24 protein-coding genes are annotated in these 24777 nt (G+C 50.1%); 15 read left to right on the top strand and 9 right to left on the bottom strand.

Annotation, left to right across the window (positions count from 1 at the left end):
* Positions 1 to 125 precede the first annotated feature (125 nt).
* Both mnmE and MMG03_RS02465 read left to right on the top strand, forming a co-directional pair.
* On the top strand, positions 126 to 1514 hold the full coding sequence (mnmE, locus tag MMG03_RS02460) for a tRNA uridine-5-carboxymethylaminomethyl(34) synthesis GTPase MnmE (RefSeq protein ID WP_249505562.1): 1389 nt from the start codon (positions 126 to 128) through the stop codon (positions 1512 to 1514).
* Positions 1504 to 2385: a GRP family sugar transporter gene (locus tag MMG03_RS02465; RefSeq protein ID WP_249505563.1), complete on the top strand. Its 882-nt coding sequence runs from the start codon at positions 1504 to 1506 to the stop codon at positions 2383 to 2385. Before mnmE ends, MMG03_RS02465 begins: the two co-directional genes overlap by 11 nt.
* Positions 2386 to 2634: 249 nt before the next feature.
* On the opposite strand, the gene MMG03_RS02470 is transcribed toward MMG03_RS02465, so the two are convergent.
* Entirely contained in the window at positions 2635 to 4722 is a 2088-nt protein-coding gene (locus MMG03_RS02470) for a glycoside hydrolase family 9 protein (RefSeq protein ID WP_249505564.1), read from the bottom strand.
* A gap of 391 nt (positions 4723 to 5113) precedes the next feature.
* Here MMG03_RS02470 and MMG03_RS02475 point away from each other — a divergent pair, with 391 nt between their 5' ends.
* Positions 5114 to 6055: an aldolase catalytic domain-containing protein gene (locus tag MMG03_RS02475; RefSeq protein WP_249505565.1), complete on the top strand. Its 942-nt coding sequence runs from the start codon at positions 5114 to 5116 to the stop codon at positions 6053 to 6055.
* Between the two features lie 181 nt (positions 6056 to 6236).
* Here the strand turns inward: MMG03_RS02475 and MMG03_RS02480 are convergent, their stop codons facing one another.
* Both MMG03_RS02480 and MMG03_RS02485 read right to left on the bottom strand, forming a co-directional pair.
* On the bottom strand, positions 6237 to 7721 hold the full coding sequence (locus MMG03_RS02480) for a PHB depolymerase family esterase (RefSeq protein ID WP_249505566.1): 1485 nt from the start codon (positions 7719 to 7721) through the stop codon (positions 6237 to 6239).
* Positions 7722 to 7964: 243 nt separating this feature from the next.
* Entirely contained in the window at positions 7965 to 9341 is a 1377-nt protein-coding gene (locus MMG03_RS02485; protein ID WP_073233694.1) for an efflux RND transporter periplasmic adaptor subunit, read from the bottom strand.
* A 691-nt stretch (positions 9342 to 10032) separates the two neighbouring features.
* Here MMG03_RS02485 and MMG03_RS02490 point away from each other — a divergent pair.
* From MMG03_RS02490 to MMG03_RS02505, 4 genes are all read left to right on the top strand, one after another.
* Positions 10033 to 10944, top strand: coding sequence for a cation diffusion facilitator family transporter (locus MMG03_RS02490; protein WP_249505567.1), 912 nt, complete (start codon positions 10033 to 10035; stop codon positions 10942 to 10944).
* Positions 10945 to 11023: 79 nt separating this feature from the next.
* Entirely contained in the window at positions 11024 to 11857 is an 834-nt protein-coding gene (locus tag MMG03_RS02495) for an aldo/keto reductase (RefSeq protein WP_101478765.1), read from the top strand.
* A gap of 93 nt (positions 11858 to 11950) precedes the next feature.
* The gene (locus tag MMG03_RS02500) at positions 11951 to 12118 is read left to right on the top strand and encodes an HIRAN domain-containing protein (RefSeq protein WP_139258148.1); all 168 of its coding nucleotides are present in this window, start codon (positions 11951 to 11953) and stop codon (positions 12116 to 12118) included.
* Positions 12119 to 12164: 46 nt separating this feature from the next.
* Positions 12165 to 13736 carry a pitrilysin family protein gene (locus MMG03_RS02505; RefSeq protein ID WP_083538080.1) on the top strand — a complete coding sequence of 524 codons (1572 nt, stop codon included), beginning with the start codon at positions 12165 to 12167 and terminating at the stop codon, positions 13734 to 13736.
* Positions 13737 to 13833: 97 nt separating this feature from the next.
* Here the strand turns inward: MMG03_RS02505 and MMG03_RS02510 are convergent, their stop codons facing one another.
* The 5 genes from MMG03_RS02510 to MMG03_RS02525 all read right to left on the bottom strand — a co-directional run bounded on the left by MMG03_RS02510 (position 13834) and on the right by MMG03_RS02525 (position 18128).
* Positions 13834 to 16581: a valine--tRNA ligase gene (locus MMG03_RS02510; RefSeq protein WP_249505568.1), complete on the bottom strand. Its 2748-nt coding sequence runs from the start codon at positions 16579 to 16581 to the stop codon at positions 13834 to 13836.
* Positions 16582 to 16642: 61 nt separating this feature from the next.
* Entirely contained in the window at positions 16643 to 17131 is a 489-nt protein-coding gene (locus MMG03_RS02515) for a type II toxin-antitoxin system MqsA family antitoxin (protein ID WP_073282911.1), read from the bottom strand.
* Positions 17132 to 17278, bottom strand: a complete 147-nt coding sequence (locus MMG03_RS16025; protein WP_083538078.1) for a type II toxin-antitoxin system MqsR family toxin — start codon at positions 17276 to 17278, stop codon at positions 17132 to 17134. It abuts the gene before it with no gap.
* 213 nt (positions 17279 to 17491) lie between these two features.
* Positions 17492 to 17836 (bottom strand): addiction module antidote protein, encoded by a 345-nt coding sequence (locus MMG03_RS02520; protein WP_073234160.1) that lies wholly within the window; start codon positions 17834 to 17836, stop codon positions 17492 to 17494.
* A complete protein-coding gene (locus MMG03_RS02525) occupies positions 17823 to 18128 on the bottom strand; it encodes a type II toxin-antitoxin system RelE/ParE family toxin (protein WP_073283151.1) in 306 nt (101 codons plus the stop codon). Before MMG03_RS02525 ends, MMG03_RS02520 begins: the two co-directional genes overlap by 14 nt.
* A gap of 339 nt (positions 18129 to 18467) precedes the next feature.
* Between MMG03_RS02525 and MMG03_RS02530 the strand changes: the two genes are divergently transcribed.
* The 6 genes from MMG03_RS02530 to MMG03_RS02555 all read left to right on the top strand — a co-directional run bounded on the left by MMG03_RS02530 (position 18468) and on the right by MMG03_RS02555 (position 23145).
* Positions 18468 to 18866 carry a hypothetical protein gene (locus MMG03_RS02530; RefSeq protein ID WP_073282914.1) on the top strand — a complete coding sequence of 133 codons (399 nt, stop codon included), beginning with the start codon at positions 18468 to 18470 and terminating at the stop codon, positions 18864 to 18866.
* 4 nt (positions 18867 to 18870) lie between these two features.
* A complete protein-coding gene (locus MMG03_RS02535; RefSeq protein ID WP_073282916.1) occupies positions 18871 to 20586 on the top strand; it encodes a hypothetical protein in 1716 nt (571 codons plus the stop codon).
* A 12-nt stretch (positions 20587 to 20598) separates the two neighbouring features.
* A complete protein-coding gene (locus MMG03_RS02540) occupies positions 20599 to 21312 on the top strand; it encodes a hypothetical protein (RefSeq protein WP_112131709.1) in 714 nt (237 codons plus the stop codon).
* A gap of 38 nt (positions 21313 to 21350) precedes the next feature.
* Positions 21351 to 21926: a fibrobacter succinogenes major paralogous domain-containing protein gene (locus tag MMG03_RS02545; protein WP_249505569.1), complete on the top strand. Its 576-nt coding sequence runs from the start codon at positions 21351 to 21353 to the stop codon at positions 21924 to 21926.
* Between the two features lie 149 nt (positions 21927 to 22075).
* Positions 22076 to 22819, top strand: coding sequence for a four helix bundle protein (locus MMG03_RS02550; protein WP_139259070.1), 744 nt, complete (start codon positions 22076 to 22078; stop codon positions 22817 to 22819).
* Between the two features lie 44 nt (positions 22820 to 22863).
* On the top strand, positions 22864 to 23145 hold the full coding sequence (locus tag MMG03_RS02555; protein ID WP_158535409.1) for a hypothetical protein: 282 nt from the start codon (positions 22864 to 22866) through the stop codon (positions 23143 to 23145).
* Positions 23146 to 23239: 94 nt separating this feature from the next.
* Here MMG03_RS02555 and MMG03_RS02560 read toward each other — a convergent pair whose 3' ends face one another.
* Positions 23240 to 23818 (bottom strand): DUF4143 domain-containing protein, encoded by a 579-nt coding sequence (locus tag MMG03_RS02560; protein WP_073282927.1) that lies wholly within the window; start codon positions 23816 to 23818, stop codon positions 23240 to 23242.
* A gap of 87 nt (positions 23819 to 23905) precedes the next feature.
* Between MMG03_RS02560 and MMG03_RS02565 the strand changes: the two genes are divergently transcribed.
* Positions 23906 to 24550, top strand: coding sequence for a hypothetical protein (locus MMG03_RS02565; RefSeq protein WP_199505671.1), 645 nt, complete (start codon positions 23906 to 23908; stop codon positions 24548 to 24550).
* A gap of 16 nt (positions 24551 to 24566) precedes the next feature.
* Positions 24567 to 24777, top strand: a 211-nt coding sequence (locus MMG03_RS02570; RefSeq protein ID WP_249505570.1) for a hypothetical protein, incomplete at its 3' end; no start/stop codon positions are given.

The raw sequence follows: 24777 nt of genomic DNA on the forward strand, positions 1-24777 counted from the left end.
AGTCTTGCCAATTTGTGGAAGTTTTTTGTAAGCATGATTTGCCGTAAATCACAGTTAACACAATTCCGTCAATGGTCCATTTTGTTGTATTGGACAGAGAAAAATGAATTTCTATTTTTCACGCCATGGAAAAACAGACTATTGTAGCCCCGATGACCCCCAACGGCGTAAGTGCCGTGGCTGCCATTCGTGTCAGCGGCCCCCAGGTGAAATCCGTGGTGAAGACCCTCTTTGGTGAAAAGGCCGTGGCTGGGCTTAAATCCCACATGGCAAAACTGGGTACAGCCAAGTGGCCAGCTTCTGTTGAAGGTGGATGCCGTGCCGGGGCTGTGATTGATAGTCTGCTGTACTTGTATTTTGAAGGTCCCAATTCTTATACTGGCGAAGATGTCCTGGAACTTTACCCCCATGGCAATCCCCTAATTGTCCGTGACCTGCTTCAGGCTTGCCGAATGGTAGAGGGGGTGCGCCTGGCTGAACCGGGTGAATATACCCGTCGAGCTTTTTTGAACGGGAAGATGGACTTGACCCAGGCGGAGTCTGTGGCAGACGTGATTCACAGCGCAAACCGTTCCGAATTGGAAAACGCCCACCGTTTGCTGGGAGGCGCCCTTTCTAAAAAGGTTTCTGCTCTCACCGAGCAGGTGAAGGATATTTCTGCCCGCATGGAACTGGATGTGGATTTCGCCGAAGAAGAGGCGGATCCGGATTACGCTGGCTGGGAAACCCGCTTTGTGGCCATTCGCCAGTCGGTTCAGGGAATTCTGGATAGTTTCCGCGGCAAGGCTGAAGTGGGCCGCTTGCCTCTGGTGGTCTTGTATGGAGCCCCTAATGCAGGTAAGTCCAGCTTGGTAAATGCATTGCTAGGTGAAGACCGTATTCTTGTCAGTGACATTGCGGGAACCACCCGCGACTTCGTGGAAGTCCGTCTGTTCCTGGATGGTGGCGAAATCCGTCTGGTGGATACCGCTGGCCTTGCCGAAAAGGCTGCCGACGCTCTGGATGCCTTAAGCATGGAAAAGAGCCGTCAGATTCTCGCTGAAGCCGACATGAAAATTCTGCTGGTGGATTCTTCTGTAGATGGTGTTGTAGGTTCCTCCTCCGATGTCATTCTGAGCGAAGCGAAGAATCTAGACTTGCAGTCTAACCCAGATCTTGTGCTTCGCACAAAACAGGATTTGAATCAGGTTCCGGTCAAGGACGGCGAACTGGCCATATCTTCAAAAACAGGCGCAGGTCTCGCTGAACTTAAATCCGCTCTCAACGCCCGCCTTTTCAAGAATCGCGAAAATTCCGAAGACCTCTGGATTACAAGCGAACGCGAAAAGGCCTGCCTCGAAGAAGCTCTTGCCGGCATCGATCGCGTGCTTCTACAGTTGCGTTCCAATCCCGCAGTAGAACTGCTGGCCTTTGAAATGCAAATCGTTCGCCGCGCCCTCCAGAGCATTACCGGCGAAATCTCATCTGAAGACGTTTTACAATCCATCTTTGCGGGGTTCTGCATTGGGAAATAGCTATATCGGCGCCTTGCTCGCCATCGTCATTTTCGGCTCCTACATGGTGCCCCTGAAAAAATGGTCCTCCTACTCTTCCTGGTCATTTCTTTCCATGATGACCACAGGCGCTCTTATCTGCTCCTTGGTAATCGCCTTTGTGACGGGGACTTTTAACTTGAATCCCATCGGCTTGCTTTGCGGAGTCCTGTGGGTGGCCGGCGGCGCCTTCAGTTTCTGGGCGGTGCAGGCTGAGGCAGACCTTGCGGGCGCCGGCGTTCGCGCCATGGGCGTGAGCATTCTGTCGTCCTTCTTGACGGGGGTCCTGCTCTTTGGAGAAGCTTCCGACTTTAAGTTTTCCATTCCGGCGATCGTCTGCTTCCTGGTGGGCTTGTCCCGTTTGACACCGTCTACTGGTGGTTCCGTATTCAAGAACTGGCGTTCCTTCCTGGGCGGTTTCGTTTTCGGTACTTACCTCATTCCCTTTAAGATTGCCACAGCCAATGGCCTTCAACTTACGGACTTGGAATTCATGTGTCCTGCATCCATCGGTATCTTCGCGGGTAGCCAGGTTCTTGTTGGAATCCTTACGCTGAAGCGCAAGAAGTCCTTCGGTTTTCCGATGGTGCCTAGCCTTGTTTGCGTCGGTACAGGCGCCCTCTGGGTCTTTGGCATGCACGGCTGCTTCTGGGCAATTGCTCCCATTGCCGCAGGCGGCGCCTTGGGTTACGCTGTTGGCTACCCCCTTACCCAGTTGAACCTGCTGGTGAACCTTTGCTGGGGCGTGATTGTCTTTGGCGAATACAAGACTGCCAAGGAACGCATCAAACTTCTGCTGGCGACATTTGTAATTCTCGCCGGCGCAGTGCTCTTGACCCTTTCCAAGGGGTAATTGAATCTTGGATGTACGCGAAAAAGGCGGTGGAAAACCATTGTTTGAAGCTCTTTCCACTGCCTTTTCTTTATTTTGTGTGTAAAAATCCTACGCGAATTTGGACCGTAGCGGTGAAAATTGCTCCTTTGGGAGCTTTTTTTGTATGTGTTTCACCTTATTTTGTGGATAACATAATAAAAAGGCGGTGGATTTCTCCTGTCTAGGACTCTTTCCACTGCCTTTTTGAGTGAGTACTCTTGAGCGACCTTACTTGACGGCAATCTTCTTTACGGTATTACCTACCTTCACCATATAAACGCCGCTCTTCAGAGTCTGCAGGTTCAGAGTGGCATGGCCTGCAACTGCCGGCTGGCTCATGACTTTGCGGCCCTTCAAGTCTGTCAACTGGATACTAGAAGACTTTGCATTCTGCAGGTTTACAATCAGGGTTCGGCCATTCAGGCTCATGTTGAAGCCTGTTGCGATTTGAGTAACGATTCCGTCCTTTGCGCCTGTTGCTTCTCGAGTCACTTCGTCATAGCGGGTGGCTAGTGCCATCAGGTACCAAGTGCTGTGGGGGAGCCACTGTTCAATCCAACGCCAGTTGTCCCAAGATTTTCCGTTAATGGCGTTGACGTCGTCCCACACGATTCCGCTACCGTCAGTGTTCAATCCGGAAATGCCGTTGGCGATACCGCCTTCGAGGGTGGCGTCGTAATTGGAAGATCCATCATAGATGGCGGGATTCTTCTTTCCCTTCTTGTACATCATGCACACGCCGTAAGGGTTCTTTCCCAAAATCCAGTCCAGCTGATCGGTAGCGTACTTGTTGATTTCTTTTTTGTTCGGGGTGTCTCCTAGAACTTTTGCTGCGTATACGGCTGCGGCAGAAAGGCTGGCCAATCGAGCGTCTTCGCCTTGCCACCAGTAATTACTTTCGTTATCGTGGGGGATAAAGAAGGTGTTCTTGATGGTGTTTTGTGTCTTGGCGGTTTGACGTGCGTAACCGAAGGGATTGCCCACTTCGTTTGTAACGGAGATAAGCCAGTTTAGATGCTTGCTGATAGCGTCTTTAACCACGGGAAGTTCGCGGGAGGCGCAACCGCCACCGGGGCACAAGTCCATTTCGTGTGCTAACTCTGCAAAACGGCATAGCGCGACTAGAGGAAGCCCTGCGTCGCTGGCGTGCCAGAAGGGACGAGTCTTAGCGTCATCGCTCCAGAAGAATCCTTCATCACTGAGTCGGTCAATCAGGTGTTCTGCGCGTTTGAGGGCTTCGTTGTAGTAGTCATGTTTTTCCGATGAAGCACCTGCGCTATATAGTTCCATTGCTGCCAACAGCGCGGTGTAATCGTCGATGATGTTTTCCTTGCCGTCGTCGCAATAGGCGCAGCTTCCACCAATAGACTGCTTGGACTGCAAATGTTCAAAGCCCTTCTTTGCTGCGGCCAGGTATTGTTCGCTGGTGTAGTCGCCGTTCTTCTTCAGCATAGAGGCTCGGGCAAGGCCTGCAATCGCCATGCCGCCACCTTCGCGGAATGCGGTCTGGTACTTGGAACTTCTTGTGCCTTCGCTTCCGCTAAAGGCGCAGACGCTACGGTCGGCTTGTCCCCAGCTATCGAATACGGTCATGTAGAAGTAGCCTTCTTCGCTCAGCATGCGGACTAGGAAGTCTGCGCCGTAGATGGCTTCATCCACTGCGGTAACGGTAGACGGATTGGCGCTCAATGCGGCGGGCATTTTTTCTGCGGCGAATGCCAAGGCCCACACCGTTAGCGGAATTTGCTGCGGGTTCAAATAGTTTGCATAAGACAGGTGGCTAAGGTACTTACTCACGTCGCCGCTGGCGTCATACCAACCGCCGTGAACGTCCACCTTGGTGCCGCTCCCTTCCAGAGGAACGCTCTTGTCCCAGCCCACGATAGGATCCTTGTCGGCGCGATCCTTGTAGAAGTAATCCATCACGGACTTCAAGGTGTTGGCGGCCAGGGCGTTTTCTGCAACCACGAAATAATCTGATGTAGAAGGGGAGCCCTCGTTGACGCTGACGTAGTATGTGCCTGCTTTAAGGGAATCGCCCAGGTCGATGACATAGTATTTGCCGTTCTTGCTCCAGTTATCCGGATTGACGCCTGCGCCAAAAGTTCCGCCCTTGATGCTGCCGCCCAGCGTTCCATCGGAACCGCCACCGAACAAAGTCCAGTTGACCCCTTCCAGGTTCTTGTCGCTTTCCACGATAACGGAAACGGGCTGACCTACGTCATAACCCACCTGGTTGTAGTAAAAGGCGTTGTCTGCGTTGGCGATGGAGGCCAGCGCTGCTAAAGTCGATACGGTAAAAATCTTTGTTCTCATGAGATAAAATTTAATTCCGTAGTTCAAGAAGATTATAAGAGGATGGATGGACATCGGGAGAACAAAGCTAACCTTTTAGATTAATAATTACGCAAAAGTTGCGTTAAAATAAAGATGGGTTGGCCCGTCATAGGCTTGTCGACCTTGATGGATTCTATGGATTGTGTTGAAAATGAGGTGATTTTATGCTTTTGTAATGTCCTGAATACCATCAAAAATAGGGTGTTAGGGTGTTATTAACGCAAAAAATGCGTTTAAAATGCATAAAGTTCTTCTCTAGGTTAGCTGTCCCCTTGTGCGAACCCACCTATTAATCTACCTTTACCCTCATAAGAAATCGGGCCGCAGGCCCTTTAACTTTTACACTTTAACCTTTAACTTATAAGCTACTATGTACTACGAAAGCATTAAGGTTCTCGACTGCACCATCCGCGACGGTGGTCTCGTCAACAAGCACGACTTCTCCCTGGAATTCGTCCGTCGTCTTTACACCCTCCTGTCCGCCGCTGGCGTCGACTACATGGAAATGGGTTACAAGAACTCTCCGGAACTGTTCGACCCCAAGGAATACGGTCCGTGGAAGTTCTGCGAAGACGATCTGCTGTGGAAGGTGAAGGACGGCATCGATTCCAAGATGAAGATGGCCGTGATGGCTGACGTGGGCCGCGTGAACATGGACGCTGTGAAGCCCGCTGACCAAAGCCCCTACCAGATGTTCCGCGTTGCTTCTTACGTAAAGAACATCGACAAGGGTATCGAAATGGTGAACGCCTTCCATGACATGGGCTACGAAACCACTTTGAACATCATGGCTGTGAGCCGTGACCGCGGTCCGGAACTGGATGAAGCTCTGCACCAGGTGAACGAAGAATGTAAGGCTGACGTTCTGTACCTCGTAGACAGCTTCGGCGCCTTCTACCAGGAAGACATCGATAAGGAAATGGCTCGCTACCGTGGCATCGTGAAGAACAAGCAGTTCGGCTTCCATGGTCATAACAACCAGCAGCTGGCTTTCTCTAACACCATTCAGGCTATCATCAACCACGTTGACTTCCTGGACGGTTCCGTTTCCGGTATGGGCCGTGGCGCTGGCAACTGCACCACCGAACTTCTCCTTGGCTTCCTGAAGAACCCCAAGTACGATCTCCGTCCGGTTCTCGATGCTTACCAGGAACTGTTCCTCCCGCTCCAGGCCAAGTACGAATGGGGCTACATCATTCCGCAGATGATCACTGGTATGCTGAACCGTCACCCGCAGGATGCAATCGCCGTCCGCAAGACCGAAGACAAGGACAACTACTCCAAGTTCTACAACCATATGATGAACGACTAAAGAGGTTTTGGTGCGCAGGCAAGTAAACTTGCCTGGATAACAAAACCTTTGGCCGTAGACTCGCAGCCCGCGGGGCAAGAGTCCCACGATTAAGAGCCGAGAGTCGCTTCATAAAAAATCCCGAGTTCCGTTTTTGAACGGACTCGGGATTTTTTGTTAGAAGGAGTAGATGAATTCTTGATTACTGCAGCTGCCACTGCTTCAGGAATGCCCAGGCAGATTTGCCGTCAGCATAGGAGTGGCCTGCGTTAGGATCGTTGCGGAATACAACCTTCACGCCGTCCATGCAGTTGGAGTATTCCTTCACGGTGACGTTGCCGTCTCGGGTTTCTGTGGGGTTGCCGGTACAGCCATTCTTCTGGCCCCAGAAGGTGAAGTTCTTTTCGGCGCCGAGGAAGTTCAGGCCGTCGCCGCGACCGCTGTCGCCACCCTGATAGACGCAGACGCCATCGCTAGTGCTGCGGTACATGATAATGGGAATGGGGCGAGCCGGGTTGCAGGATGCGCTGTTGACTGTATTCAGGTCCATTGCGGAAGGTGCCACGGCGGCCAGTTCATCGGCCAAGTTGCAAGCCAGATGATTGGTCATGCCACCGCCCATAGAGAAGCCGCTGGCGTACACGCGCTTCTTGTCGATGCAGGCGGATTCGCTGGCCGCCTTGATCATTTCGCGGGTGAACTTTACGTCGTCTGCGGTAGAGCAGCAGGGGCCTACGTTCCAGGCTGCGCTTGCTCCGTCGGGGTACAGGGAGATGACGCCTTCAGGATCAGTCCGAGCCCTCAATTGGGTTCCGCCCATCTGTCCCTGACCATTACCGCCGATACCGTGGAAGTCAATGACCAGAGGGACTGCCTTGTCGCCCTTGTAGGCGCTGGGAACGTGCATGATGAAGGTTCGGGTCTGTCCATCTACGTTTACGCTCATGGTCTGATCGCCGGCCTTTGCAGTCTTGCTGGCGCAATTTACAATCAGTTCGACGCTGGAGCTGGATCTTGCTGTGGAGGCGGAACTTTGGGATGCGGAACTTGCCGGTCCCCAAGTCATAGAAGAAGAGCTAGGCTGCTCCCAAGTCATAGAAGAACTGGATGCTGTCAAGTCCTGCTTTTCCAAGGTAAAGACTTTTCCAGTTTCCTCCTCTTCGGCCATGGTATAGCTGAAAATCTTGTATCCGGTAAGAGAGAATGCCAAGTAGGGCAGAGGGTCGCCAGCCTTCATCAAGGCACCGCGACTTACGATGTAGTTGTCGTTTACGCTATTGCTGGACACCTTCAGAATCATGAATTTCTGACCAGCGAATTTCTGAATGTCGATGGAGGTGTTCTGTGAATTGAACTCCTGCTGCATCATCATCTTGCCAAGAGCGTCCATCATAGAAACCTTGAAGGAATTACCGCTGGGGTTGGCAATGCTCAAGACGTTTCCATTTTTGGCTACGGCAATTTTGTTTTGAATAGAGGCGTCTGCAATTGCAGTCGTTATTTCATCGCCGATGGAAAATCTTCCTTGGGCGTCGCTTGTTGCGGTGTAGCCACCATAGTTGTAGCAGGTGATGTTAACGCCTTCCAGAGGCTCGTTGTCTGTGTTGACCACGGTACCGTCAAGGTTCCACGCGGAAGCTGCAATTGCGGTGACAAGAACGCCACCCAGGGCATGCTTCAAAAACATAAAATCTCCTTTAGAGTTTTATCCCGAACACACCTTGATTTACAAAACCAAACTCAAGTTAGAATAATTACGCAGAGAATCCCCTGGAAAAAGATGATAAATAAAACTGACATTAAGAAAAAACGGGGTGATTGTTCTCGTTTGCGTTTCCTTCGGGAATAATGTTCCCGAATAATAAAAAAGTCTCCGCCGTAGCGAAGACTTTCTCTCTCTCTTGCCGCGCAGATCCTGGTCTGCGTGGGATTATTTCTTCTTGCGTTTTCCCGGAGGGCCAGGCATAAAGGGGCTGCTTGCCTTTTCCTTTTCGGCCTTGACTTCGGTCTCGATTTCCTGGCCGGTAATCACGACGTCACCAACGCTTAGACCCTTCAGGATTTCCACGTTCACGCCGTCGCTAATGCCAATCTTGATGGGGCGGGGGGCAGCCTTCCCGTTGACGCTGACCCAGACCATGTTTCTGCCTTTCTGCTTGCCGGGCTTACGCTTTCCGCCAAAGCCACCCTTGCCGAATCCGCCAGGACCGCCGGGACCCATTCCCGGGGGAGGGCCGCCAGCACCAGGACCGCCAGGAGGAGGACCATCCATTCCCGGGGGCGGCGGGGGCATTTCGCCTTCCTTGAATCCTGGCGGCGGGCCGAAACCTTCGGGAGGCATAGGCGGGCGTGGCATATCCTTGAAGTCCGCCATGGGAGTGCTTTCGTTGGGTGTAAACTTCAATGCCTTTGCCGGAATGGAAATGGCGTCCTGAACTTCCTTCGTTACGATGGTACAGGTGGCGGTCATGCCCGGCAGCAATTTCTGATCCGGATTGTCGGCGGTAATGACCACGGTGTAAGTCACCACGTTGCTTGTGGTGGTGGGGTTCAGGCGTACTTCCTGAACCTTGCCGCTGAACTTGTCGTCCTGGAATGCGTCCACTGTAAATTCAACACGCTGGCCGGCTTTTACCTGTCCGATATCCGCTTCGTCTACGTCGGCCATAACCTTCATTTGGCTCAAGTCCTTTGCGATAATGAACAGGGTGGGGGTGCTCATGGAGGCGGCCACGGTCTGGCCCACGTCTACGGCGCGCTTCAAAACTACGCCGCTAATGGGGCTCTTGATGGTGGCGTAACTGAGATTCAGGCGGGCCTGGGCCACTTCGTTCTTGCGCTGTTCCATGGTGAACTTGGCGGCATTTACGCTGTACTCGGCAGATTCCAGTTCCACGGCGCTGGCGCTGTTGCTTTCGGCCAACTTCTTGGTACGTTCAAAAGTTTTTGTCTTGTAGTTAAAATCGTTTTCGGCTGACTTGTAGGCGATTTCGGCCTGGTTCAAGGTGGCCTGTAACTTGGACTTGTCCAGCTCCGCAATGACCTGTCCCTTTTTGACCTTGGAATTGAAATCCACGAAAAGCTTGCTGATATCGCCAGAAACCTGGGTGCCCACTTCCACCTGGTCTACGGGTTCCAGGGAACCTGTTGCAGAAATAGTGGTAGAAATGGTGGCCAGGGTAACTTCCGAAGTGACCAAGGTGGCAATCTTCGCTTCGGCCCCCTTGTCAAACACAAACGTCTTGACTCCATAGCCAACGCCCGCCAAAATGGCGATTACAATTAAGAATTTCAATAGCTTCATCATACTTTACGGAGAAAATTTAGAAAGTATTAGACTTTTTACAGCTATTTAGATGCGCTAGCAAGGGGATTCGTTGCAAAGAAAGACGCTGGGGGGAGACGCTTAATTGTCCCCTGAGGAACTAATTTGAAACATGCCCGGTGTTTCCTCCTTTTGATGCGCAATTGCACAGAGGCAAACCCGTGTAAAAGTTCTGCAAATTCACTATTGCACTTATGCATTGCCATGTATTCATGGGTTGAACCCACTATTGCGTACACGTATACCCTGGTATTTATGGCTAGAAAGCAGATACGAGATACAAGATATGAGATATGAAGTGTCATCCAGAGCGAAGCGAAGGATCTAGATATCGGATATGAGTTATTAAAATCGTGCCGGAGACGCCCTTACCAACGGAGAGTTTTCAGTTGTGAGCTATGAGTTTTTATAGTCGCGCCAAAGGCGCCTTACTTTTAGCTCACTACTCACTACTCACTACTCACTACTCACTACTCACAACTCATAACTAAACTGCTCAAGGTCTCGTGCGTTTATGAGATTCTGAAACAAGTTCAGAATGACAGTTTGCGAATGTTCAGGACGACACCCCACTATCCACTATCCACTGTTCACTCATATCTACCCCGCAGTTTATGTCCTTCCTTTCCCCTTAGTCCTAGTCTTTTTTTGAACAGGTTGCTAAATTAGGGGTATGACTCGCATCGTTAAGCAAGATGACAGCGCCGAAGTGCGCCATGTGACCTGGGTTGGCCTGGGTTGGAACGTGGCTCTGTCTGTGGGCAAGTTCTTCGCCGGTTTTATCGGTGGTTCTCAGGCCTTGATTGCCGATGCTATTCATAGTGCGTCTGACTTTTTGACGGATATTGCCGTTATTGCGGGTTCCAAGTTGTGGAACTGTCCGCCGGATGCTAACCACCCTTATGGCCACCGCCGTTTCGAGACCCTGATTTCTGTGGGGATCGGTGTGGCGGTTTGCGCTGTTGGCTTGGGGCTTGGGTACGATGCCATTCAGACCCTGCGATTGGGAGAAGAGGGCGCGTCTCATCCGGAATGGATTGCTGCTGTTATGGCGGCACTTTCCATTGCCATTAAAGAGGGCTTGTTCCGTTATACGCGCAAGGCGGGCAAGAACATCCGCAGTCAGGCTCTCGAAGCCAACGCCTGGCACCATCGCAGCGATGCCTACAGTTCTATTCCCGTGTTGATTGCGGTGGGGATCGGCATCCTGTTCCCGGAACTTTGGTTTGCGGATTCCGTGGGCGCTCTGATTGTGGCTTGCTTTATTCTGCATTCGGGCTACGAAATTGCCTGGCCTGGAATTCACCAGGTGGCAGATATTGGTGCCCCTGAGGAAACGGCGACGAAATTAAAAACGTTAGCCCTTGAAACTCCCGGCGTCATTAGTATCCATGGTTTCAGGACCCGCTTTGTGGGTAGTGACCTTCATGTGGACCTGCATATTGTGGTTCCTGCCGATATGACCCTCCTGGCTGCCCATGATCTTTCCGAAGAAGTGGAGCGCCGAATCCTGGACGCGGGCGAAAATGTGGTGGATGCCATGGTCCACGTAGACCCCTTCGACCCCAAGAAGGCCTTCAAGTAAAAAATTTTCTGTGCAAATTGCATATTGCCCCGAAATGGTATAGATTTCTCTAGAAAACTTGCCTTCAAAGGAGTCGTGCATGGTTTTAGATGAAGTTTTCAAACTGAGCAATGGTGTCCGTATTCCGAAAGTTGCCCTTGGCACTTGGCAAACCCCGAACGATGTTGCAGCCGACGCTGTTGTGGCCGCCATCGATGCAGGTTATAAGCATATCGATACCGCCGTTGTTTATGGTAACGAGGCTGGGGTTGGCGCCGGATTGAAGGCTGCCCTCGAAAAGACGGGAATCCACCGCGAAAGTATTTTCTTGACCACAAAGGTGCCCGCCGAAGTCAAGAGCTACAAGGGGGCGGAACAGTCTATTCAAGAAAGCTATGAACGTTTGGCTACGCCCCATATCGACATGATGCTGATCCATTGGCCCAAACCCTGGATCGAAATGAAGGACCCGAATGCGCCTTCTTACAATGCCGAGAATCTGGAAGTGTGGCGCGCCATGGAAGCCGCCTACGACGTGGGCAAAATCCGCTGCCTCGGTGTTTCTAACTTCAGCATTGACGATATCAAGAACATCCAGGATAACTGCAAGGTCCAGCCGGTGGTGAACCAGATTCGCGTTCACATTGGCCATGTGCCTCTGGAACTGATCGAGTATTGCCGCTACAACGGAATCCGCGTGGAGGCTTATTCGCCCAATGCGACGGGCCGCCTGATGAACGTTCCTGCGGTGTGCGAGATGGCCAAGAAGTATGGCGTGTCTGTGCCCCAGCTGGCAAACCGTTTCTGCCTGCAGTTGAACCTGGTGACGCTTCCCAAGTCTACCCACGCCGAACGCATCCGCGAAAACGGCGCCCTGGACTTTGAAATCAGTGCCGCCGATATGGAACAGCTGCTGGAAATGCCTGAAATTTAAAGAAACATCTTAACTTTTTCGGGATTTCAGTAAGTCGATATAATCCTCGGAATTGATTTTTGCTTCAAAGAATGACATGATAAGTATGCTATCATGGTCAAGGATTCTCAAGGGAATAAGCTTGGTTATGTTCCCCGGAAAAATAATGTTGTGGTGGCCAATTTGATGGATGCGGGAAAGATGGTTTATGCGTCTGTTCATGAAAATCGTTGGTACGCCATGACTCCGGATGTAACTATTGATTTGTATATGGAAGATTAGGGGGTATCTCTTTGGCGTATTCAATCAAAAATGCTATCTTCGGGGTATGAAGTTTTCGTTCAAGAATTTTGCCGTGTGCGCAGCCTTGGCTTGCTGCGTGTCCAGTGCTTTTGCCGAAGTGAATCTTGCCGTGCATAAGGAAGTTTTGCCTAACGGTCTGACGGTTCTTTTGCACCCCAATAAGCAGGCTCCTACGGTGAGCTGCCGCCTGTTCTATGTGACGGGTTCTGTCCACGAGGTTCCGGGAAAGTCTGGCCTGGCTCACCTGCTGGAACATGAACTGTTCAAGGGAACCAAAAAGGTAGGCATTACGGATAGCATCGCCGATGTCCGCTTTATGGAACTGCAGGATAGTCTGCAGGCCTTGATTCGTCCGGCAAAGAATGCAGGTGATACGGCCACGGTCCGCAAGTTGACTGCGGAGCACGATTCCATTGTGAACGAACACCGCAAGATTTTTGTGAAGGATGAATTGTGGGGCGCTTACCAGGCCGCCGGCGGTACTGGGCTGAACGCCTTTACCACGGACTTGATGACGGCTTACATTGTGACCTTGCCCAAGAACAAGATCGAACTGTTCATGTGGCTGGAAGCCGACCGTATGCAGAATGCGGTGCTCCGTGAATTCTATTCCGAACGTGATGTGGTCCGCGAAGAACGCCGCATGCGTTACGACGACAAGCCCACGGGCCGCTACTACGAAAGTCTGAATTCCCTGATTTACGAGGCCTTCCCCTATCGCGTGCCTACCATTGGCTGGCCCAGTGATATTGCCAACCTGACCCGCGAAATGGCCGACGAACATTACCGCAAGTATTACAAGCCCCGCAATGCCATCTTGGTGTTGGCTGGCGACCTGGATACCACCTCTACCATGGAAATGGTGAAGAAGTATTTTGCTGATATTCCTGCCGGCGAAGCTTTTCCGCCTTTGACCATCCGCGATCCGGAACAGGCTGGCGAAAAGCGCCTGACGGTAAAGCGCCCCGATGCTCCCAACCTGTTTACTCTGGTGTTCAAGACTCCCGAAGTGGGCGACCCGATTCTTTACCCTCTGGATATTGCCGAGGGCGTGCTGAATGGTCGCAGTGGCAAACTTTACAAGCGTCTGGTGGAACAGGAAAAGCTGGCGGTGAATGCTGGCGCAAGCAACAGCCCCAACAAGTATGTGTCTGAATTCAGCGTCACCGTGAACATGCGCCCCGATGCCGACCCCGCCAAGGTGGAAGCTATCGTTTGGGAAGAACTGGAAAAACTGAAGACCGAAACGGTTAGCGAACGTGAATTCCAGAAGGTGAAGAACCGTGCCTACGCTGGCCTGGTCCGTAGCCTTACCGACATGGAAAACGTGGCAACCAATCTGGCCTGGTATGAAATGTTCGGCGACTATCGCATGTACCTCACCTGGGCCGACGAACTGAACAAGGTTAGCGCCGCCTCTGTGCAGGAAGCCGCCCAGAAGACCTTCGTCCGCGATCACAGCGTTGCAGGCCTGCTGCTGAAAGAAAAGCCTGTGGCTGCAAAGCCAGCAGAAACGGCTGTGAAAACTGCAGAACCCACTGCTGTAAAAACGGCGGAACCTGCAGCAAAGGCTGCAAAAAAATCTGACAAAAAATAAAATGGGTTAAGTCGGAAATTAAAACCGCAAACCTGAAATAAAAAAAGAGGAAGTTCCTTGGGAACTTCCTCTTTTTCGCATTAAAGACCGCGTTGAATTACTTCAGCTCTTCAAGAGCTTTCTGGTTCTTAGCGATGATATCTTGCTGGGTTGCGAGCTTCACGCGTTCGGCGTTGACCACGGCTTCCGGGGCACCAGAAACAAACTTCTCATTGGAAAGTTTGCGTTCGATAGATGCGGCAAAGCTCTTGGCCTTTTCGATTTCCTTTTCGAGGCGTGCGATTTCTGCAGCCGGGTCAAGGATGCCTTCCAGCGGGATGAAGAGTTCGCCACCGGGCACAACGGCGCTGGCGCTGAACTTGGGCTTTTCAGCCTTAACGCCAACGGTAATGCTTTCAATGCCGCCCAGTTCGGTAATGATGGCGAGGCATGCATTGACGGACTGTTCGGTTGCGGCGTCATCCACAGAGACAACAGCCTTCAGCTTGGTAGCCGGGGAAACGCTGTAACGGCCACGGACACCGCGAACGGCTTCCACCACGGCGAATGCCTGGTCGAATGCTGCTTCGATATCCTTGTTGATGAGAGATTCATCAGCGGTGGGCCAGGGGCGGCTGATCACCATTTCGGAACCCTGGAACAGGATGCTGTTCAGTTCTTCAGTAATGAAGGGCATTACCGGGTGGAGAAGGTCAAGAACATTCTTCAGCACGTAGCTGAGAATTGCCATGGCGTTCTTCTTGTTGGCATCCAGAGTTTCCTGGTTGATCACAGCCTTCTTGATTTCCAGGTACTGGCTGCAAACGTCATCCCACACGAAGCGGTAGAGGAAGCCGGCAAGTTCTGCGAAGTGGTATTCTTCCAGCATGCGGGTAGCATCCTTGATGGTGGTCTGCAGGCGAGAAAGGATCCACTTGTCTTCCAGTGCGAACAAATTCTTGTCCATGGGAAGTTCAGCGGCAAGGGCGCCAGCCTGTTCCAGCTGCGGGTAGAGGAAGCGGCAAGCGTTCCAAATCTTGTTAGAGAAGTTACGACCGATTTCGAACTTTTCGGAAGTGTTGATTTCGGTACCGTCTTCCTGCTTTTCCTTCTTCACCGGCAGACGAACGTCCTGGTTGTCGGTGCAGAGGCTGGCCATCACGAAGCGGAGAGCGTCGGTACCGTACTTCTTTTCGATGTCCATGGGGTCCACGCCGTTACCCTTGGACTTACTCATGGTCATGCCATTGCCGTCCAAAATCTTCGGGTGGATGTAAACAGTGTGGAACGGAATAGTACCCATGTTTTCCTGGGAGAACAGCACCATGCGAGCCACCCAGAGGGTGATGATGTCGCGGCTGGTCACCAGCACGGAAGTGGGGTAGTACTTCTTAAGAGTGTCGGTGTTTTCCGGCCAACCCATGGTAGAGTGGGGCCAGAGACCACTGGAGAACCAGGTGTCCAGAACGTCGTCTTCTTGCTTGAGGACGTGACCCGGAACTGCGTCTTCTGCAAGGTTTTCTTCCTGAGAGCAGACCAGGTAGCCGCCGTTTTCTGCCTTGTAGAAGAAGATGTCTTCACGGTTGCCAAATACGGCCTTCAGTTCTTCTTCGCTTGCGTCGGTGTGCCAGATAGGAATGCGGTGGCCCCACCAGAGCTGACGGCTAATGCACCAGTCGCGCTTTTCGCCAAGCCAATCCAGATACTTGTTGGCGTAGCGTTCCGGAATAATCTTGATTTCGCCGGACTTCACAGCGTTCATTGCGTTTTCGGCAAGAACGTCCATCTTCACGAACCACTGGTCGCTGAGGTACGGTTCAATAACAGTCTTGGAACGGTCAGAGTGGCCCACGTCCATTTCGTGGTCTTCCACCTTGATGAGGAGGCCAAGTTCTTCGAGGCCTGCCACGACGGCGTCGCGGGCAGCCTGGCCCTTAAGGCCCTGGAACTTGCCGGCGTTTTCATTCAGGGAACCGTCGTCGTTCATGATGTTGATCATGGGAAGCTTGTGACGGAGGCCGGTAGCATAGTCGTTGGGGTCATGAGCCGGGGTCACCTTCACGGAACCGGTACCGAAGTCCTTGTCCACGAGGATGGCGTCTGCAATCACGGGAATTTCGCGATCAACGAAGGGAACCTTCAGCATCTTGCCGATGAACTGTGCATAGCGTTCGTCGCTGGGGTGCACGGCAAGAGCGGTATCGCCCATGATGGTTTCCGGACGGGTGGTGGAAACGGGAATGAAACCCGAACCATCGGCCAGAGGATACTTGAAGGTCCAGAAGTGACCCTTCACATGTTCGTAATAGATTTCGTCGTCGGCAACGGCAGTCTGGAGCTTGGTGTCCCAGTTCACCAGACGCTTACCGCGGTAGATCAAACCCTTCTTGAACAGGTTGAAGAAGGCGTGGCGAACAGCCTTGGCGCAGATGGGGTCCAAGGTGAAGCGCTGACGGCTCCAGTCGCAGCTCACGCCAAGGCTCTTCAGCTGCTTGGTGATGCGAGCTTCATATTCTTCCTTCCACTTCCAGATGCGTTCCACCAAGGCGTCGCGGCCGATGTCGTGACGGGTCTTGTGTTCGTCCTGGAACAGGCGTTTTTCCACAACAGCCTGGGTTGCGATACCGGCGTGGTCCGTACCCGGAATCCACAGGGTGTCGCGACCGGTCTTACGGCGGTAGCGTACCAAAATATCCTGAAGGGTGTCGTTCAAGGCGTGGCCCAGGTGCAGGGCGCCGGTTACGTTAGGAGGCGGAATGACGACAGAGAACGGTTCGCCCTTACCGCTAGGTGCAAAGCTATTTTTTTCAGCCCAGGTCTCATGCCAGCGGGCTTCAACTTCTGAAGAATTATAACGTGTTTCCATGATTTATTACTTCCACAAATAATTTCTTAATGCGGGCAAATTTAGAAAAAAACAGTGAACTTCACGAACGAGATGTTTTTGAACAGGACGAACTCTTGTCTTTTTTTGCCTGATAAGTACTTTGGGCTTCGCAGGCGCAGAGGGCTTTTTGACTTGTTAGAATGGCCATGGCGTCTGTGGAATCCCGCAGGATGCGAAGCAGGTTGTCCATGGAGCGGCTCTGTGTTACGGTTCCTTTTTCATACTTGGCAAAGGCCTTCGGTCCGCCACCTACGATTTCTGCAAATTCTTCCTGGGAGTAACCGAACTTCTTGCGAATTTCTACGATTTCCTGGGGCTGCAATAAGCCCTCCGCTTCCCTGTAGAGAGCATCTAGCTTTTTGTTGATGGGACCGACGCGTTCCTCGTCAATGAATTCCTCTCCACATCCGGTACAATGGAAAATTGGAAGGTTGTTTACTGTGATGGATTTACCCTTGTAGGTGTAGGTTTCTTTTACTTTTTTTCGGTTCACTTTTGCGCTGCAAATGGGACATTCTTTGATAATCATTTATAGCTCCTTGAACGAAATGACAACTCCGTTTCCATTTTTTGTTATTTGAATTTTGATGTACAACTTTACGCAAGAACCATCTGCTTTTGTGTCGACTGAATGATATACATCTTGCCAAAGAGTTGTGTCAGCGTCGGTTGTCATAGTGTGCTTTGCCGAGGTGTTCCATTCAGAATGCCTCCTCAAAAGCAGAAGAATCTGTTACAATGAAAATATAGATATAAAAGTACCATAATGGTACTATCTGCGAGCGGTATTTTGGTCATTTAGCCTCCTGTCGCTACATGCTGAAAAGCGACGGTTTTGTGCTACGGTTTTATTTATCAAAAAATGGTTTAAGTTCGGCGAAACATTTGCCTAAGCTTTGTAAGCGGCTTTCTTTTCGGCCACGGCAAGTTTGCGGGTAACCTTTCTCTTTGTAGGAACTTTAGGAACCGCGATCATTTGAACATTTAGTGCGTTCAATACGCGTAAAATGGTGTCAAAACGGGGGTGAGCATCTTCATTCAGCGCCTTGTAAAGACTTTCTCTGCCGAGGCCTGTTGCTTTTGCAATTTGTGCGATGCCGCGAGCTTTGGCTACGTATCCAATGGTCCTCAACAAAACGGTGCTGTCGTTTGACTGCAATGCGTCGCTGATGACTCCCGCGATAACCTCCTCGTTATCCAAAAGCTCTGATAAATCCAGCTTACTTGTTTTCATTTTGAATCGTCCTCCACATTTCCTTTGCCTTTTCAATGTCTCGCCGTTGTGTTGATTTGTCTCCACCACATAGGAGAATGATTACAACCTGTCCCCGTATGGCGTAGTAGAGCCTATATCCAGGTCCAACATCGAATCGCATTTCGGATATCCCGTCGCCAATGTTTTTGACATCACCAAGATTTCCTAGTTCAACTCTCAATAATCGAGAGAATATTCTCTGCTTTGCCTGATTGTCCTTAAGGTTCGCGTACCATTTAGAGAAAGTTTCAGTTTTCTCTATTGAAAACATCTTACCCTCCCAAATGTATCTAATCGGATACAAAGTGTCAAGTGCATTACATGTGTACTCATCGTTCCTCCTGTCGCTACATGCTGAAAAGCGACGGCTTTGTGCATCAGTTTTGCTTATCTAAAAATCAGAAATCGGTTTGAAATCTGCGCGAATTTCGCCGCAATCAAATGTACACACAAATTCTTGTCACAAAGTGTCAAAATGAAGCGGAGAACCGCATTTCTCCGTGAAAGATTACCAAAATTTTCAAGTTTTTTGCCGTTTTTGGCAAAAATACTTGACATTGTTTTTTTTTGTTTACATTTAGGTGTAAGTAAATAAAAAGATGAGGTTTGTATGGCTTATCAAATTGAATGTGTTATTCAAGAAGTTGGTTTGGCTGTGAATGGTTGTGTATCGTCCCTTAAGGTAAAGGGAACGGAAGGCTATCTGTTAAAACAGGGTAGCGACGAGTATAATGTGTTTTGCCCTGAAAAAATGCTGGAAAAAAATGAATCTTGTGATGATGGAAAAATTGAGAGTGGCAAACAGACTGTTTTATTGAATGTGAAGAACGATTTGAATTTTAAGACGACCATTTGTTACGGAATTGCGCAATCGCTCATTCAAGCAAAAATATCAAACACAAAAGTACGCCTGAAATTTGAAGAACCTCCCTCAAAGTCTAAATCTACTGCAGGTACTTCTGGTTGTGAAAAAATAGAAGCCAAGATAATCTCCATCACCCTCATCTAGCCTTATGAGCCAGCCTTCTACATGGTCGGAGACCCTCGTTTTTATTGGTGCCGGAGCTTCGGCCTTGCTTGGCATGCCCCAAACCAGTGAACAAACAAAATTTTTTCGAGAATTATCAAAATTCGGTGGTCGTAAGAGCCTGGCGAATTTCACGAATGATTTTGCGCAAAACGACCTGAATCGCCTTGAAGATTTTCTTATTCTGCTTGGGGACGACAAAACAGACGAAGATTGCTGGCTAGAAATTACAAATGGTGAGCTAGCCGCAGCGCGCAGGGCCTATGGTTCCGCAGGTGTAACTCCACCAGACGAAATCCTGAAAAAAAGGATTCTGGAACTTCGCCATTCATACGACTGGCTGGCCCTTAAGCAGATCATTTCCATTTGCCCTTGTGACGAAGGAAACGACAACCTGATTCGTGATGTCTATACCCTGCTCGATAAAAAGATGAACGCCAAGCAGGGCATCAAGGTTCGTGCGGCGATCGGCGATAAGGATGAAATTGTCATAGACTACAGCAGGCTTAAGGGGGCGTACGCCTGCGTTATCTGTTTTACGGTAATCCTTTTCGCAAAATCTTGGAAAAATCTTGCAGAAGGCGAAAAGGCTGAGATGTTTTCTAGCTACAAAAAGTTTGCAGAAACATTCGCTCGCCTGATGCAAAAGGAAAGTTTTGCTTTTGCCGAAAAATACCCGGACCTGACAAGCCGCGAATTTTACCAGTTCAGTACCTCTTTTGTCTCCTTCAATTTCGAAACCGTTTTCATGTGGCTCCTGTTCAATGCGAACCGCGAAGTGAACCACTTTGATAAGTATTTGAAGACGGCTCAAAAGGTGGAGCAGTGGCTGGATTTTGGATTCCAGACCAAGAGCCGAAAAATTTCAAGTAAACCAGAAGATCGAAAGTCCGAAAAGTTCTCCTATTCCTACGACGAAGTGGTTGCCTTTAGGCAGAATGAATGCAAGGCTTCCGGGTCACCTGTTGGGCGTATAGGCAAGTTCTTTTTTGCCCACGGCAGTTCCAACTGGCGTGAATGCCCCGCCTGCGGGCGTATGATGTATTACCTTGGCGACGAGTGGGGCTATGGCTCAAAACATTTGAACCCACCTTTGCCTGTGCCTCTGTTTGAAAACGATAATTTTAACCGCACAGAAAACGAAAAACGCTGGCGTAACGAATCATTGCAATCGGATGCCCTAGAGTGTGTTTCCTGTGGGGCAAAGACTTTTGCCAGTAATTCGCCCATGATTATGCAGACCATGATCAAGGGAACGCCGACATCGTTCCTTGAAGAAGTCCAGCGCGAAGTTCGCGTGGGCCTTGAAAAATGCCGGCATGTGGTTCTGCTGGGGTACTCCTTGCCTGTAGATGATGTTGTGTGGATACAGACTTTTACAGAGGCCATTCGTTGCCGAATAAACTCCGAAGAAAAGGCGTATTGTAGCGTGGTTGTGGGGTATAAAGGTGAAAAACGATGGATGTATGGCGAAGAACTGAAATGTTATGCAGATGCCCATCGTTACGAAAAGGAAGCCGATGCGTATGGGGCTAAGGCTATAGAAAGTGTAATATCCATTTTCGGTGCCGAGAATGTTCGTGCGTACTGCGGTGGAATCCCTCAGGTCTGGGGTGACGCAACCGAAAATGAATTGAAGGAAATTCTCTATCCGCAGAGCTGGAATGCGGATATGTGGAAAGGAACGAGATTGGAAAAATAAAAGGTGAATGTCATGACAATAACCAAAGAAAAACATTCCTTCAATTTTGTTGGAGGAGATAAACTTAGTAGTATGGGTGCGACATGGTTTGTCCTGTATCATTACTATAAAACATCGGATTCTTCCTATGATAAGTGGAAGGAAAAAAGTGAAAACAGTGCAAAGATTCGATTGAGCACTTATGAAAAAGAAGTTGGAAAAAGACTCTCTGATTACGGAAAGGAGAGCGAGTGTGCAATGGAATTTGGAGATTGCAGCATTGTAGAATATTGGCTTGAAAAAATACAAGAAATGGATGACTGTAACTTGGACAAGTCTAATTTCAATGTAACCCCAGAGGAAGTGAAAAGGCTTTGTTCTTTAATGCTTTCGCAAATGCGGTTTGGCATTGTATGTGTTGTGAAATCTATTTCTATGGGGACGCAGTTTGAATTTGAAATTCTGGGCTGTGAAAATTATTTGCATAGAATCACTGAGAAAAATAATGAACGTTGTTTGAATTACTTTGTGAAAGGTGACAAAACATCAGCTCTTATGCTTGATTCAAAAACGAAATTCGTTCTAGATCAAGAATCTCCACTAGTCAAAATGTTCGTTGCTGGTTTTGAAAGTAACCGAAAGATTGAAATGACCTTTAGAGGTGCCGCTTTCAAAAATGTATGTAGCAAATTGTTCGGTGAATTTGTGAACGTAGAAGAACTCATTTGCGAAGTTAAACTGTATTAAGGAAATGGCAAAAGTCCTTAAATCTAAACGGAGAAAAAATGAAAAAAGAAATGATTATGGGAAAAATTCTTGTGACCGTAGTCTTGTTAGCTACATTTTCTATGGCGGGAACCATGAAGGATTCTCGTGATGGCCAAACATACAAGACCGTGAAAATCGGCGACCAGGTTTGGATGGCCGAGAACCTGAATGTGAACGTGTCAGGTTCCATGTGCTACGATAACGCCCCTGCCAATTGCGAAAAGTACGGGCGCCTCTACACCTGGGAGGCTGCAATGAATGCCTGCCCCAGCGGCTGGCACTTGCCCAGTACGGAGGAATTTGAGACTCTTTTGAGTAATGTTGGATCTTCAGGTAAGGAACGAGGTGAAAATTTGCGTGCTGCTAGTTATAGGGCGGACAAGTTCGGTTTTTCCGCTCTCCCTGCTGGCTTCTACAACAGCAGCTTCAAGGAGTTCAACAACCTTGGCCGCCGCGCCTACTTTTGGTCTTCTACGGAGGGCGCTAGCGGCTACTACGCCGACGACCTGGCCATCATTGGCTACGACGCGATCGTCCGCTACTACGGCAAGGGCGGCGGTTTCTCGGTGCGTTGTCTCCAGGACTCTAACTAGGCTTCCACCGAAGGTGGGAAGCCTAGCCAAGGTTTAGCGAAGTAAAGCCTTGAAACTCCCCGAAGAACAACGCAGCGCAGCTGCGAAAGTTCTTCGGGGAGAAATTTTTTGTTTGGTTATAAATATTGCTTATAGACGAAATTTACACCGTGGAAAGCGACAACGAATCAAGCATTCACTTGATTCGTGATCGTAAGTTTTTCCAGGCATACGAAAGGTCCGCATTCCGTTTTGTAAAATTTCTCCGTGAGTACAAGGTTCACCATAAGTTCGTGAAGAAAATCGGTGCCGATGTCGTGTATCTCGGCTTCCCTGATTCTGTTCTTGATGGTTTGAGGGCCGAGGCTCAGGATGCCGGCTACGAGTGGAAAATTATTTCCGATGATCGGCATATAGAAATCAGTGGCTTGCCAGAATTAGAATCGTACGATGCCTGGAAAACCGGTATTGTTCAGTCTGTAGGCAATGCCTCCACGAATGTTTCAAAGCTTTCTTCAACTGTGGAAACAGTCGTTCCCTTGAAAAAGCTCTTTGTCATCTACCGTGAGTTCTATGACCTCACATTGTACCTTTGTCGTTTAACTAGCAAGTTTCATCGAAATTTTAAGTTCGGTCTGGGAGATAAATTGCGGGAGGAATGTGTATCTGTTCTGGCCGACTTGCAATGTGTCGTCCAGTCAAAAATTGCATTTGAATACGTTCGCCTTGAACGATTTTTGGTTACGTTGCAAATCCGGCTGCGTTTGCTTCTGGATTTAAAGCAGGTCACCGAGAAGCAGTGGATTTTTGTAAATCAGGCTATAGTCAAACTTCAAAACCTTTTAGGGCGGAATCCGGTAAATCAAGGTTTGCCGGAGTGTCCCGTTTCAGAGTCCAGCAGTCCGCTTGCCTAAAACACGTTTTGTGTGAGGGCGAGTAGAAAAACGGCGGTGGAATCTTGCAAGGTCAACTGGATTTGTTCGGCGATTGCAACCTTCTGCAACCTCTTAATAGCGACTGCGTTCAAACGGCTTGTGGTTCCGCTCTCCCTGCTGGCAACTACAACAGCAACAACAAGAAGTTCAACAACCTTGGCAACAACGCCAACTTTTGGTCTTCTACGGCTGATGGCGGCGAAGCCTATCGTTTGAATCTGTTTGTTGATGTCGCGGAGCCAAATATTGAGGGATGTAGCGTGGATAATGGATTCTCTGTTCGTTGTCTCCGGGACTCTAACTAGGCACCCACTGAAGATGGGCCGCCAAGCCTAGGCCTAGCGAAGTAAAACCTTAAAATAAACGCCCCAGGGATCTTTTTCCTTGGGGCTTTCTTTTTTACTCCATAATCGGAGCTGCGTATAAGGGAATGTTTGTCAGTTGGCTTTGCTGTTTGTATGGCAACATGGAAAAACGTACGGCTCGCATGTCTGGAGTTTTTGCGAGGAGCATGCTCAATGAGTTGGCGCGAACATTTCTGCCGGCCTTCACTTCGATAGGAAGCATTTTCCCTTTGTATTGAACGATAAAGTCCACCTCAAGTCTGGAATCATCGGTTGTGTGGTAGTATGTCGGAGTGTTTAGTTCGCACTTGATTTGCTGATAAATAAACTGCTCCGTTACGCCGCCCTTGTATTCCGTAAATACACTGTCGTCGATAAGAACCTGTGACGCTTCGGTATTTACCATGGCTCCCAGGAGTCCGATGTCGAGCATGTAAAGCTTGAAGGCGCTCAGTTCCTCGTAGATTGCAAGGGGGAGCTCCAGCTTGGCCTGCACCGTGCCGACTATTATCAGCCCTGGAACATCCTGGACGACCCTTCGTACGAGCAGGGGGCCGAGAGTGGGTATGTGCTGGCGAAGGGGGTGGCGCTCCTTGACGAAGATGGCGGGCTGCTGAACGACTGGAGCTGCCATGACGACGGAAAAACCGCCGAACGGCCTAAGCCCTCGGTGCGTGTTCTTGCCAAAGATTTGTCTTGGGAGCTGAACAGGAGGAACGAGGTGCAGGTAGTTGTCGAAAATGACGGCACCGTCGCTGTCGATGGTTTCGAAGTCCTGTATTACTATCGCGATGCCCAGGGCGACGTGGCCGACCCGGAATACTACGATACCACCTTCGCGAAGGCATCCCATGTTGCGGCCGGCGGCGACCTTTACTACATTTCGTTTATGTATAAAAATGTTGTCTTGAATCCGGGTGAACGCAATGCGTTCGGCAATGGCGCGAAGTTCGCTTTGCACAACTCCGACTGGGGTGACGGATTCAATGCAAATGACGACCCGTCGCACCATGGCCTGGGCAGGGATTTTGCCGTGGCCGACTCCATAGTGGTGCTCGACAGGAACGGGAACCTGCTCTACGGCGGCGTTCCGCAGCCCCGATTTGCGGACAGCGTGGTAGTGAAAAATGTTTCGGAGAGCCGCGTGACCCGCGTGGGCGACGTAGTCTATGTGGAAATCGACGCCGAGGGCTACTACACCCTTGAAATTGAGAATGCAGTCGGCGCCCCGCAGGCGAAACTGTTCGAAGGCAAGTGGGGCGAGGGCACCCACATGGTGGTGATCCCTGCCGACAAACTCAAGCAGGGCGGCTACCTGGTGCTGCGCAACGGCAACGTGATTCTCAACTGGCAGATTTTCAAATAAAAAAAGATGGATCGAGATGAAACTTAAGTTGGTTTGTCTATTCTCAATTTTGCTTGCGGCCTTTTCCCTTACCTCTTGCATATTCGACGACGAGGGTGAAAGCTGGAGCGCCGAGAAGGTGTGCCCCGACATCGGCACGAACGCCTACGGCATGCCGAACCGCGGCACTTTCACCGACGAACGCGACGGCCGCGTTTACAAGTACACGACCATCGGAGACCAGGTGT

Source organism: Fibrobacter sp. HC4 (assembly GCF_023373925.1).
GTDB lineage: Bacteria > Fibrobacterota > Fibrobacteria > Fibrobacterales > Fibrobacteraceae > Fibrobacter.